The following is a 12,189-nucleotide window of genomic DNA, read 5'->3' as shown; positions in this document are numbered from 1 at the left end:
TACGGAGCGGCAGAAATATCAGTTCCCGTATAAAAAAATTGGGACAGCGCCATTCAGCTGGAGTGTGAACAGGGCTCTATCTTAAATTAAGGCATTATTTGTCTGGACAATGGGGTCCACTATACTATGAACAATCTGCAACTGTCATTATCAGCCAGTTACCGACAGAACAATGGTATGACGCTATTGGTGATAATACCTTAGCCGATGCAATTTTAGATCGACTGATGCACAACGCCCACCGGATCAATTTACAAGGAGAATCGATGCGAAAAAAATGAATTCCTTGACCCAAGTTGAACACTTAGAGTAAAAATTCACTTCCACCGATGCGTTAGGTTTTAGGTGTTCAAGTTCGGCCAGAATCAGTGTTCAAATTAATCAGAATACGCAATTTGCTCCCAACAAAGAATAAGGACAGAATTGATCCACTTAAAGAATATACAGTTTGCTATTAACGCAATCTGTATTTCATATGTCCTGGGGGATATTCAAATTTATTTTCACCCTACAAAAGAGTAATTGGATTATGTTGCAACATCTCAAGGTACGTCCTCGACTTACGACAGCAATAGTGTTTATAGGAATTATCCATTTCTTTTTGTTGCCGGAAAACTGGCGAACCGTTACGAGATTATTGACGGCATGGGATTTTGGTATCTTCCTCTACCTTATACTGCTATCAGTCATGATGAGTAGATCAGATGTTGATACAATACGATCGCGAGCGACTGAACAAGACGGGGGGGCTTTAATAATCCTTGTCTTCACTATCCTTACGGTCATGGCAAGTATAGTCGCCATAGTGGAAGAACTGGCAACAGCTAATGCCCAACATGCCACCACCCATATCCATATTATTCTAACGGCAATTACGATTTTCTTATCGTGGATGTTCATGCAGACCATGTTTGCATTGCATTATACCCATGAATATTATAATAACAGGAAAAAAACCAAGAATGACGGACTAGAATTTCCCGACGAAAATCTGCAACCCGATTATTGGGATTTTATATATTTCTCATTTATTATTGGCACGGCAGCACAGACGGCTGATATTAATATCACCTCAAAATCCTTTCGTCGTCTTGTGACCCTTCATTGTATAATTGTATTTTTTTTCAACATGACGATTTTAGCGTTGACAATCAACATAGGTGCCAGTCTACTCTGACCCATGACCTCAGCCCCCTGCATTGAATCGTCCGTTTGATTGATACTGACAGGCAGTAGTCGACCCATAGCTGACACATGCAAATTGACTTTTCTGGCTTAAAATTTAAAGCGGGGGTAATTCAGCTTCTAATAGATGCTCATTGTGTTGAGTTTCTTGGTACAGAAAACAGCCACAAATCTGCCAAAACCTAACTTTTTAGAGATATAAAGGTTTAGTACCAAAATAACGTTCGTTATTTTGAACAGGGGAAAAGGGAGCGGCAATTCACTATGGCCTAAAAATGAAGGAATCGTTGTCATACCCCATTTAGTTCTATTCTTCCCTATCCCCAACAAATCCTAAACCAACATTTTACTCCTCCTATGTGCGCTAACGAACGGTGTCCAGCACCATAAAAGCGTCTAATTAGCTCAAATGACCCACCAAAAACAGATGGTTGGCAAAACAGCTATTGTTTCAGCGTCTTAGGGTCATACCAACCATGACCTTCGATATTTAACGCACTGGATGACCCATGATGAAGAACCTTTCAACCCTTAAGCAATCGTTCAAAAGTCTTTTAACATTTTTACTCACCAAGAAGGACGAAGTTAATTATTTTTCTTCGTGATCTTCGTGTCCTTCGTAGTAAATAAGGGGACAAATGGTTTTTTCATTTTGTTAAAAAACTTTTAGTCACTTACTTATGCTGCATAGCATTAGCGTCACGGCGGCACTGTTAATGACAGGGTGTGCCAGCATTCCCGCCCCGACCGAACAAATCGCCGTGTCCAAAGTAGCGGTGGAAAGCGCAAACAGCGCGGGTGGTAATGAATTTGCCACGGTACAGCTCAAGTCTGCGATGGATAAGATGGATGCGGCCGAGCAGGAAATGACCGTTGAAGATTACGCACTCGCCAAGCAATTAGCGGAACAAGCGCAAGTGGATGCACAACTCGCTAGCCCAACAGCACGGTCAGCCAAGGCACAAAAGGCCGCCAGTGCTTTGCTGGAAGAGAACCGCGTGCTACGCCAAGAACTTAACCGTAAAGCCCAATAATCACAATGGAATTCACCATGCAACCCACTCGATATTTCCCGTTGACCTTGATCGCTGTCGCCATCATTTCCGGCTGTAGCACTGTGCCTAACCAATCGCTCAACGACGCGCACAGCAATTACAACAACGCCCGTAGCAATCCTGACGTCACTAATTTGGCGGCACTGGAGATAAGCAGGGCCGATAAAAGTGCGCCTGTTCTGAATGGCATCGAACGCCCCATGGGGCAATCTAACAAAGAAGGAATCATTATGAAAGGTTTTGTACAAGATATCGAAGATCTCGCAATCAAGAACGACGAGTTTCGTCGAGTAATTTACACGGCAAAGCACTGCCAGCTTGTCCTCATGGCATTAAAGCCCAAGGAAGAGATCGGTGCGGAAGTCCACAAGCTTGATCAATTCTTTCGCGTTGAGGAGGGGGCCGGTGAGGCGGTTCTCGATGGCGTTCGGACGGCGATCCGCGCCGGCTTCGCGGTAGTTGTCCCAGCCGGGACGAAGCACAATATCATCAATACCGGCAGTGTTCCACTGAAACTCTATACGCTCTATGCGCCGCCGAATCATCGGGACGGCATCGTCCATCATACCCGAGAGGATGCCGAGGCCGACAACGAGCACTTCGATGGCAAAACGACTGAATAGGAAATTGACTGCGCGCCAAGCTAATATCCGCAGGAACAACATGAATACCAAAACCTGGAAATGGAAACCAAACGGGAAGGTGAAATCCGATAAATCGGAATTAGAATATTGACCTGGAACCCTGAAACAGGCTTTTGTTTTTTATTTTTCCAGGCCTAATAATTTCGAGTGGACTGGAACTGAACTAAATTTATTGTTTTTTAATTTTATGGATCTTTCAACAGGACTTTCTTTTTGGCTGGTAAAAAATGGGCTGCCCTACGATTATCCGCAATTAGATAAAAACATCAATTGCGGAGTGGTAACGTTTTCAGAGCTGCGGTCTTGATCTTCATCCGGTAAAAACGAAAATCGTTTACTGTAAAGATGGCAGTCGTAAAGGACAGCATGAAAATACGTCCTTTGTTTCCCTTGGCTATACCTTTCGACGTCGGCTCAGTAAAAGTCGCAAACGAAATAGCTTGTTTGTGAATTTTACACCTGCTGTTAGTAAAGAGGCGCTAAAGTCGATGCGGCTGAAAATCAAAAAATTGCGAGTGCGCATGCGTACTGAGTTAAATATCGCACAGTTAGCCAGATGGCTGAATCCCATAATCAGTGGGTGGATTGCCTATTATGGCTGCTACTATCGATCTGCACTCTATGCTAGTGTCGTATCGTTCTACATCATGTTGGAATAAGGATTGCAATGGCGAAAAATAATATCCCGCGTCACGTCGGTTTCATTCCCGATGGAAATCGCCGCTGGGCCACAGATCATAGCCTCCCCAAAGAAGCTGGCTATGCTCTTGGCATCAAACCAGGGTTGCTACTGTTCGAGAAATGTAAAGAATACGGGATCGAGGAAGCTTCCATCTATTGTTTTACCCAGGACAACACCAAGCGGCCTTCGATTCAGAAACAGGCATTCAGCGAGGCCAGCGTCGCCTTTGCTTTCGAGATCGTACGCCGTGGAGCGGCTCTACTTGTTGTCGGGGATGAGACTTCGACGCAATTCCCCGAGGCGTTAAATGAATTCCGGCAGCGCCAGGGTGTCGGAATGAAGGTAAATTTACTCGTCAATTATGGCTGGGAATGGGATCTGGCCGGTCTTAAAAACGGTGGCCTGCGTTCAGATGAAGTTACACGTCTGGATTTGATTGTACGCTGGGGAGGAGGACGCCGATTGAGCGGCTTTCTCCCGGTACAATCGGTTTATGCAGATTTCTATGTCAGGGATGAATATTGGCCAGATTTTGATCCGCAGCATTTTGAGCAGGCACTCGCCTGGTATAAAAAACAGGATCAGACACTCGGCGGGTAAGATCGTGGACCTCCAGTTTTAATATGAGAGCATGCGAAATCGGGGGAGGCAGCTAAGCAACCTTTTTGAGTTTTTCATCATTCGCCGCCCGAAAGCCAGGATGCCACTCCCGAAATGTTGTTCCAATTCGCCGTTGAGTACCTTTGTTGGTTCTGTTGGGGTCCTGTGGAAGACCCCCCAAAAGTGTTCATTCTGAGCTAAGCCACTTTCCAGAAGTACCGTTTTGGGGTAGTTACCACATAGCTGCAAAAACCGCCATCTTCGACCAGTGTAATATTATAATTCAATATAATTAGTGTATTAAGTATTTCTCGCTTTAGCCAATACCCTATAAACCGTAGCTTCACCCACACCAACCTGATTTGCAATCTCAGCCTTGGTTAGACCCTTAGTATTTAAACGGATAATTGCTGCCTGGCGGGTGGTGTCAATCGGTTTTCTACCCGTATATTTGCCTTCCCCTTTTGCCTTGGCGACACCCTCACGTTGCCGCTCAAGCATCATTTCACGTTCAAATTGGGCGATGCCACCTAAAATGGTCAACATTAAGGGGTTATTGAACCGTAAGCGCTCTTTAATCCGCATCTAACAAACGGCATTAAAAACAGGCACACTTTTCCTGACTTTATTTATCAGGAAAAAAAACATGACATTAACTGGCGCCTCTTTATCCCCCGACAAACAAGGGCGGGGAGTCGCTATTTTTGCGACAGCTTTTATGGGCATCCCTGCCCAACAAGCGGCAAAAATCACGCGACCGCTGATGCCTGCGGCTGCCCCAGCCGTCCTGGTCACTCGATCGCTACCCAACAAGGGGTAGCTCACATGCTCTCCAATGACTCGACGCGATGTCGGAAAGCCTGTATTTTCACTACGCAAAAAGACGCTTCGTGAAAACACATGCACTATCGCTTCTGGGGACTACTCGACTCCTGTCTCGCAGCGCATGACCGCCAAGCAACGCTATTGGCTTGAACATATCAAGGCTTGCGAAGCCATGGGACAATCACTTTCGGCGTATGCCGCTAAACATCATCTTGGCTTAAAATCCTGTTATCGCTGGAAGTCACGTCTAACTCAAATGGGTTTATTGGCGGACATGGCAGCCCCCGTGTTCCGCCCGGTACAGATTAAACCCGTCTCAATGAGTACAGGGCATTTTCGTTTCATCCTGCCAAACGGCATTCTGATTGAGATCCAAGGGGATTGTGATCCCGCGCAATTGAAGCAGGTGTTAACAACAGCTTGCTGTATAGCGCCATTATGATGAGGCCGGCGAATGAACTATCCCTGGTTTATCTGTGTTCGCATCCGGTGGACTTTAGAAAAGGCATGCTGGGATTATCCGCATTAGTAGAAGCCAATTTGAGTTTGAATCCGTTTGATGACGCTTTGTTTGTGTTTTGTAATCGGCAGCGTAGCGGCATTAAGATGCTGTACTGGCAACGTAATGGTTTCTGTTTATGGCAGAAACGTTTGGAGAAAGAGCATTTCTTCTGGCCTGGGACGGATCAAACTGCGGTGCTTGAGCTTACTGTTCAGCAGTTGAACTGGTTGCTCGAAGGCTATGATATCAGGGCGATGAAACCGCATAAAAAACTTAGCTATACCACTGTTTTATAATGTTTTATTGGCATAAATAGATTATAATATGCCTCATGAATCAAGGCATTGAACCCACTTTTATCGACCATTCCCAACTGTTTCTGACTGTGCAGCAGCTGGTCGATGCCAATGCGCTGTTAACGGATGAAAAAGCCTTGCTGGAACAGGAAAATCGCCTGCTTAAAGTAAAATATGCGGATTTACTCGAACAAGTCCGGCTATTCAAGCATCAACGTTTCGGGGCCAGCAGCGAAAAATATACCGCGAATCAGCAGGACTTGTTTAATGAAGCGGAGGCCGAAGCGGATGAGCCTGATGCGGCGCAGGAGAGTGATGCGTGGTTGGACGATCAAGTGGCTACCGTCATCGGCAGCACCGACAGCAGTCCATCCACGAAGGCCAAACGGGGTCGTAAGGCGCTGCCCGCTGAATTACCCCGTATTGAAGTCATTCATGATCTGCCTTTGGATCAGCAGCACTGTCCTGAAGGCCATGCTTTAAAAGTCATCGGCGAAGAAGTCAGCGAACAGCTCGACATCATTCCCGCCAAGATTCAAGTGCTGCGCCATATCAGACTGAAATACGCCTGCCCCTGCTGTGCGGCTCATGTTAAAACCGCCTGCCTGCCTGAGCAGCCCATTCCTAAAAGCAATGCCTCGGCCGGTTTGCTGGCTTACATTGCGGTCAGCAAGTTCCAGGATGCGCTGCCGCTGTATCGCCAAACCCAGCTTTTTCAGCGCATCGGCGTAGACCTGGCTCGCGGCACCCTGGCGGCCTGGATGATGCGTAGCGGTGCATTGATTCAGCCGCTGCTTAATTTGATGCAGGAACACATCGAACATTATGATCTCCAGCAAATCGATGAAACCACGGTGCAGGTGCTGAAAGAAGTCGGTAAAAAAGCCGAAACGCAATCCTACATGTGGGTGCAGCGCGGCGGACCGCCGCACCAGCCGGTTCTTCTGTTTACCTATGCCGCCACCCGCGCTAAAACGGTTGCCGAAGCGTTGCTGGCAAACTATCAGGGTTATCTTCAAAGTGATGGTTATGCCGGTTATGATGCGGTCTGTATCAATAACACGCTGCAGCATGTCGGCTGCTTTGCCCATGCCCGTCGTAAATTCGATGAAGCCCTGAAAGCGCAAGGCCACTCAGCCAAAGCCGGGAAAGCCAGCAAAGGCCTTATTTATATCCAGAAGCTGTATCGTATTGAGCGTCAGATTAAAGAGCAATCGGCAGAGGAACGCTATCAAGTGCGTCAGCAACTGAGCGTACCTATACTGGCGGAGATCAAAATCTGGCTAGACAGATCCTTGCCGCAAGTGCCGCCGACCAGCAAGACCGGACAAGCATTGACCTATCTGAATAACCAATGGCACAAGCTGATTCGCTACTGTGATGATGGTCGGCTGTCCATCGATAACAACGCCTGTGAAAACGCCATTCGTCCTTTCGTTATCGGCAGGCGTAACTGGTTATTCTCGGATACCGTTAAAGGTGCCAAGGCCAGCGCCAACCTATACAGCTTGATTGAATCCGCGAAAGCCAATGGCTTGGAGCCTTACCGCTACTTGCGTCATGTCTTTAATGAACTGCCCAAAGCGAAATCTTTGGAAGCCATTGAAAAACTATTGCCATGGCAGGTCAATAAGGAAGAGATTAACAAAGGCTGGAAACAAAAAATAGACGGCGTTTAATTCGCGCTTACATTGAACCAAAAGAACGGTTTGTCCCACGACACCCCTGGAGCCCTTGTCGTTTGCGGTCTATAGAGGAAATATCGATTTCGAAATTGCGAATGACATTTTATATAACACATTGAATTCTTAGTATATTTACTCAACACTAGAATTCATAACTCTAATTAATGATATTTGATTTTATATTTCAATGAGTTATGTTTCATAATAAAGTTTTACTGCCCGTTTTTGAAGCTCTTATGTATATCTTTTTAATGCTTTTTGCTACTTATTTGCCTGTTCAACGTAAAAATCCTGTAAATACATACAAAAGATATGAATTTTATTATTTAAGTAATCTTATTTATATTCAATAGGATAAGAGTAATGCTATAGACTATTTTAAAATCAATATTACGTCTGTAAGCCACGAATACCATGGGTTTCAATGGGATCTCGGGACAAACCGTTCTTTTAGTCAAAGAACCCCATAAAATCACTTAGGAAGCAGGCAGGAATAAGTTGAACAAAATTGCTGCGTCCATGCTTTGAATATGCGGGATTTTTTTGACAAAGTGTTCAAGTTATTTTTGCTTAACGACTTAATGTGAGAAAAAGTGATTTTATAAAATCAGTTAATCCAAGATGAAAATGCCGGATAAGTGCAAGAAATTCCGATTATGAAATCAAGAAACTACACATAGGCTATTGCTTCAGCTTACTTTTTATTTTTTCTTAGAGGATTTCCTAAGGTTATCGGCGGCAATTTGGTGACGGCAATGTTTCCGTCGACTTTAATAGGTTTGTCGATTACAAGTGTAATAGGTTTATCGGTTATCAAATTCACATTGAGTGGGCAACCTGTTAAGGTCAAGGCCAACAAAGCAAGCGTCGATTTTGCTGTAAAAGATAATTGAAGAAATGTATTCATATGAATTATCCGTCTTATTAGAAAAGTAAGAATGCCGTCTCTAACAAATATCCTATTTTAGGAACCGTGAATAGTAGGCGGACCGTTATCCTGACATAAGCCGTCTTGATTAGCTAGCTGCTTCAGCTGATCGAAGCTAATCAGCCGGACGAGGCCCAATGGTAACGGCAGCGACCAGCACCCTTGTTGGCAGTGTATCGAGCTGGAAACGCCGATTAAATCGATACGCGAAGGCAGCCAATGTCAATGTTAGAAGACGACTGCATGAATATCAGAAGTCAACTGCACTACTTGATATGGGTGGATTTGCTAGAAATGTCTTACGGGAGAGATTGCGAACGTTGCATTTCGACCCTTAACGGCCAGCGGGTTCGCCGTATGTTTGGCTGCTTGCTGCCACATAGCCGACTGCTGGAGCGATAAAAAGATTCTGACACGGAAAAAATATACAATTAATATCGGGGGTGTAAGCCCAAACCCCGGAAATTTTGGAAATCTATAAATTTCAATAGCCTAGCGTTTTAATTCAACTTTTCAGAAATCTACTAATTATTGAATCTAAGAATTTAATACCGTTATTTGCTACGTGTAAGTAATCGCGATATTGTTGCAGGATGCACACTGAATAGTCGAGCTGCGTCAGCAGCGGTCTTTTGACCAGAACTCACCATGCGGACGATTTCTTGCTCTTGATGAGGTTTTAGCTTGGGGCGACGACCGCCTACACGGCCTTCCATGCGGGCAGCATTTAATCCATTGTGTGTACGCTCCCTTAGCATGGCTCGCTCGAACTCGGCGAATGAGCCGACAATTTGCATCATCATGCGGCCACCGGCTGATGTGGTATCAATTGCTTCGGTTAAGCTTTGAAATCCCGCAGAAGCCAGTTCAATCTTTTCCATTAAAGTCAGAACATCTTTTAAAGAACGGGATAACCGATCCAGTTTCCAGACCACCAGCACATCACCATTTCGTAGTTGCCCCAGCAGACGATGTAATTCCGGCCTCTCCCATCGACCGCCGCTAGCTTTCTCTTCAAAGATAAGATCACACCCAGCAGACTTAAGTGCGGCAATTTGCGCCGCATTATCTTGATCCTGAGTTGAAACCCGAGCATAACCGATGAGCATGATTGCATAAACCTGTTGCCAATTGTTACTATAATGCAATACGTTTATGCAATACGCAATCCCTTTGTTTCTGGCAAGCGTTGCTTTATTGCACAAACGGTCCGTTTGTGCAACCGGCTTACCATGCGATTTTTCCGTTTCGTGCGCAACTCATTTATTTTTTACCCATTTTGACTGATGCGAGCTAGTGACAAAAATCTTACCGTTCTTTCCGATGCTGAAAGAGAAGCCTTGTATGGCCTGCCTGATTTCGATGATTTTCAACGTGCCGAATATTTTTCCCTAACGGATGAAGAGCGCACCCTTGCTCAGAGACGTAGCGGCATTCCTGAACAAATTCTATGCATGTTGCAAATCGGTTATTTCAAAGCCAAGCAAACCTTTTTTAACCTCTCATTTTCGGACGTACCTCAAGAGGATATTGATTTCTTATTGCGCTGTTATTTTCCCGGTGTGCTATTTTCACCAAGACCGGTTCGACAAGCCGAGTATTACGTTCAGTGTAACGAAATCGTCAAGCTATATGCATACCGTCTTTGGTCAAAAGATTTCACGCCACAAGTCACTGAAAAAGCCGCCCAACTCACTTTACGTGATGTAACACCGACCTTCATCTTAACCGAGTTGGTCACCTTCTTGAATCAACAGAAAATTGTCCGGCCCGGTTATACCACTTTACAAGCCATTATTGTTGATGCGCTTTCGGCTGAGCGTAAGCGATTGGGTGGGCTAATTGAAGAATTCCTTGATGAAGCCGGTATAAGTGCACTAAAACAGCTACTCATTCGCGAAGATACCTTGTCTGAATTGGCGGCCATCAAGCAAGATTCCAAGAACTTCAGCTACCAAATGATGGTGGTTGAGCGCCAAAAACGTGCAACGCTGGAGCCTTTGTACCAAATAGCGAAGGTACTGCTGCCAAAACTCGAAATTTCGCAGCAAAATAAAAACTACTACGCTAGTCTTGCCAACTTTTACAGCATCTATGACTTAAGGCGGTTGAAGCCTGGGCAAACCTATTTGTACCTGTTGTGCTACGCCTGGCAACGTTACCAGCAACTGAGCGATAACCTGGTCAGCTCATTTTGTTACCAGCTAAAAAAACTGGAAGAAGAAACCAAGACTATATCGGAGCAGCAATTTAATCAATCCCTGGCCAGCAAACAGCAAGAGGCACCACAAGTGGGCCGTCTGATTTTACTGTATGTTGATGAAGCGATAGACGATGCTGCTTTATTCGGTACAGTACGCGATCAGGCATTTAACATCATGCCGAAGGATTCCCTGGTCACAGCGGGGCAACGATTATGCGAGAAATCACCCAGTCAAATGGCTTTACGCTGGGAGGCCGTAGATAAAGTCACCGCGCGTTGCAAGAAAAATTTGCGTCCGCTGGCGATGTCCACCCACTTTTCCAGCACCGATACACAGAACCCTTGGCTAATGGCGCTGAACTGGATGAAGACAGTATTCTCCCGCCAACAAACTTTGGCGCAGCGGCCAGTTAGTGAAATTCCAACCGACACGATACCAAAACGCCTGCGCCCCCATCTGCTGATGTTGGATGAAGAAGGGAAAGCCACAAGTATTCGTGGCGACCGATATGAATTCTGGATTTATCGCCAAATCAGAAAACGCTTCGACATTAACGAACTGTATCTGAATGACAGTGTCGTAAATCGCCGTTTTAGTGATGATCTGGTTTCGATGGAGCAGAAGGCCGATATCCTGAAGAAGTTGGACATCCCCTGGTTACGTCAGCCCTTGGATGAGTCAATTGACGCGCTGTACGCTGAACTCGGTCAGCAGTGGAAACTGTTCGACCGCGAGTTGCGACAAGGTAAACTAAAGCATCTGGAATATGATGCGGTTCGCAAGCATCTGACTTGGCGTAAGTCTAAGGTCAACAAAGACGAGGCTTTAAAGGTGGCTTTCTATGCCAAACTTCAAGCACATGGTATCGCCGATATTTTCCGATTTGTTAATGAGCAGTGTCATTTTCTCTCTGCGTTAACGCCGTTACAACCGCGTTATGCCAAGAAGATAGCTGATGAGGATAGCTTAATGGCCGTTATTATTGCTCAGGCTCTGAACCACGGCAACCTGAGCATGGCCGAAACTAGCGATATTCCATATCACGTCCTGGAAGCCACCTATCAGCAATATTTACGATTATCAACATTGAAAGCCAGCAATGATCGGATCAGCAATTTCATTTCGGAGTTAAGCATCTTTCCCTATTATTCATTCGGACTGGAACAACTCTATGGCAGTGTTGATGGTCAAAAGCTTGAAATGGGAACACCTACCCTCAAAGCGCGTCATTCTAAAAAATACTTTAGAAGGGGCAAAGGCGTTGTAGCCTATACGCTGCTCGCCAATCACATCGCTTTGCAAACAGAATTGATCGGGGCGCATGAACATGAAAGCCATTTTTTTATTCGATATTTGCTACAACAATACCTCGAATATCATGCCAACGGCCATCACCGGCGACATGCACAGTATCAATAAGGCCAATTTCGCTATCTTACACTGGTTCGGCATGAAGTTAATGCCGCGATTCGTTAGTCTTCAAGATCAACTGAAACACCTATACTGTGCCGATGATATTGCAAACTACGAAAAGTTTTTGATCCCTCCTGCCGGACAGATTAACCGCTCTCTAATTGAATCCG

The 12,189-nt window shown here is 45.3% G+C and carries 14 protein-coding genes and 2 pseudogenes; 12 read left to right on the top strand and 4 right to left on the bottom strand.

Annotated features, from left to right (window positions below; all coding sequences use genetic code 11):
- Nucleotides 1-125 precede the first annotated feature (125 nt).
- From RW114_RS18150 to RW114_RS18125, 6 genes and pseudogenes are all read left to right on the top strand, one after another.
- Nucleotides 126-281 (top strand): annotated as a pseudogene (locus RW114_RS18150) (ATP-binding protein); the annotation flags it as partial.
- 248 nt (nt 282-529) lie between these two features.
- On the top strand, nt 530-1,177 hold the full coding sequence (locus tag RW114_RS18145; protein ID WP_340124164.1) for a DUF1345 domain-containing protein: 648 nt from the start codon (nt 530-532) through the stop codon (nt 1,175-1,177).
- A gap of 688 nt (nt 1,178-1,865) precedes the next feature.
- Nucleotides 1,866-2,219 (top strand): DUF4398 domain-containing protein, encoded by a 354-nt coding sequence (locus tag RW114_RS18140; protein WP_340124163.1) that lies wholly within the window; start codon nt 1,866-1,868, stop codon nt 2,217-2,219.
- A gap of 17 nt (nt 2,220-2,236) precedes the next feature.
- Nucleotides 2,237-2,863 carry a cupin domain-containing protein gene (locus RW114_RS18135; RefSeq protein ID WP_340124162.1) on the top strand — a complete coding sequence of 209 codons (627 nt, stop codon included), beginning with the start codon at nt 2,237-2,239 and terminating at the stop codon, nt 2,861-2,863.
- 509 nt (nt 2,864-3,372) lie between these two features.
- A complete protein-coding gene (locus tag RW114_RS18130; RefSeq protein WP_340124165.1) occupies nt 3,373-3,543 on the top strand; it encodes a group II intron maturase-specific domain-containing protein in 171 nt (56 codons plus the stop codon).
- A gap of 8 nt (nt 3,544-3,551) precedes the next feature.
- A complete protein-coding gene (locus RW114_RS18125; protein ID WP_340124161.1) occupies nt 3,552-4,166 on the top strand; it encodes an undecaprenyl diphosphate synthase family protein in 615 nt (204 codons plus the stop codon).
- 300 nt (nt 4,167-4,466) lie between these two features.
- Here the strand turns inward: RW114_RS18125 and RW114_RS18120 are convergent, their stop codons facing one another.
- Nucleotides 4,467-4,712, bottom strand: coding sequence for a helix-turn-helix domain-containing protein (locus tag RW114_RS18120; RefSeq protein ID WP_340124160.1), 246 nt, complete (start codon nt 4,710-4,712; stop codon nt 4,467-4,469).
- Nucleotides 4,713-4,812: 100 nt separating this feature from the next.
- Between RW114_RS18120 and RW114_RS18115 the strand changes: the two genes are divergently transcribed.
- From RW114_RS18115 to tnpC, 4 genes are all read left to right on the top strand, one after another.
- The gene (locus RW114_RS18115; protein WP_340124159.1) at nt 4,813-4,986 is read left to right on the top strand and encodes a hypothetical protein; all 174 of its coding nucleotides are present in this window, start codon (nt 4,813-4,815) and stop codon (nt 4,984-4,986) included.
- A gap of 126 nt (nt 4,987-5,112) precedes the next feature.
- Nucleotides 5,113-5,433, top strand: coding sequence for an IS66 family insertion sequence element accessory protein TnpA (tnpA, locus tag RW114_RS18110; RefSeq protein ID WP_340124158.1), 321 nt, complete (start codon nt 5,113-5,115; stop codon nt 5,431-5,433).
- On the top strand, nt 5,433-5,789 hold the full coding sequence (gene tnpB, locus RW114_RS18105; protein WP_340124157.1) for an IS66 family insertion sequence element accessory protein TnpB: 357 nt from the start codon (nt 5,433-5,435) through the stop codon (nt 5,787-5,789). Before tnpA ends, tnpB begins: the two co-directional genes overlap by 1 nt.
- 35 nt (nt 5,790-5,824) lie before the next feature.
- The gene (gene tnpC / locus RW114_RS18100; protein ID WP_340124156.1) at nt 5,825-7,468 is read left to right on the top strand and encodes an IS66 family transposase; all 1,644 of its coding nucleotides are present in this window, start codon (nt 5,825-5,827) and stop codon (nt 7,466-7,468) included.
- Nucleotides 7,469-8,168: 700 nt separating this feature from the next.
- Here the strand turns inward: tnpC and RW114_RS18095 are convergent.
- The 3 genes and pseudogenes from RW114_RS18095 to RW114_RS18085 all read right to left on the bottom strand — a co-directional run bounded on the left by RW114_RS18095 (nt 8,169) and on the right by RW114_RS18085 (nt 9,511).
- Nucleotides 8,169-8,381 carry a hypothetical protein gene (locus RW114_RS18095; protein WP_340124155.1) on the bottom strand — a complete coding sequence of 71 codons (213 nt, stop codon included), beginning with the start codon at nt 8,379-8,381 and terminating at the stop codon, nt 8,169-8,171.
- A 136-nt stretch (nt 8,382-8,517) separates the two neighbouring features.
- A pseudogene (locus tag RW114_RS18090) lies at nt 8,518-8,622 on the bottom strand (IS1595 family transposase); the annotation flags it as partial.
- A gap of 334 nt (nt 8,623-8,956) precedes the next feature.
- Complete coding sequence (locus tag RW114_RS18085; RefSeq protein ID WP_340124154.1) at nt 8,957-9,511, bottom strand: recombinase family protein; 555 nt, start codon at nt 9,509-9,511, stop codon at nt 8,957-8,959.
- Nucleotides 9,512-9,688: 177 nt separating this feature from the next.
- Here RW114_RS18085 and RW114_RS18080 point away from each other — a divergent pair, with 177 nt between their 5' ends.
- Together RW114_RS18080 and RW114_RS18075 are read left to right on the top strand one after the other, a co-directional pair.
- Complete coding sequence (locus tag RW114_RS18080) at nt 9,689-12,025, top strand: Tn3 family transposase (RefSeq protein ID WP_340124153.1); 2,337 nt, start codon at nt 9,689-9,691, stop codon at nt 12,023-12,025.
- A partial coding sequence (locus RW114_RS18075) for a Tn3 family transposase (protein ID WP_340124152.1) occupies nt 11,985-12,189 on the top strand: 205 nt, incomplete at its 3' end. The genes RW114_RS18080 and RW114_RS18075, both read left to right, overlap by 41 nt.

Source organism: Methylobacter svalbardensis, from assembly GCF_037671525.1.
GTDB lineage: Bacteria > Pseudomonadota > Gammaproteobacteria > Methylococcales > Methylomonadaceae > Methylobacter_A > Methylobacter_A svalbardensis.
This window is presented reverse-complemented; position numbering and strand designations above follow the sequence as displayed.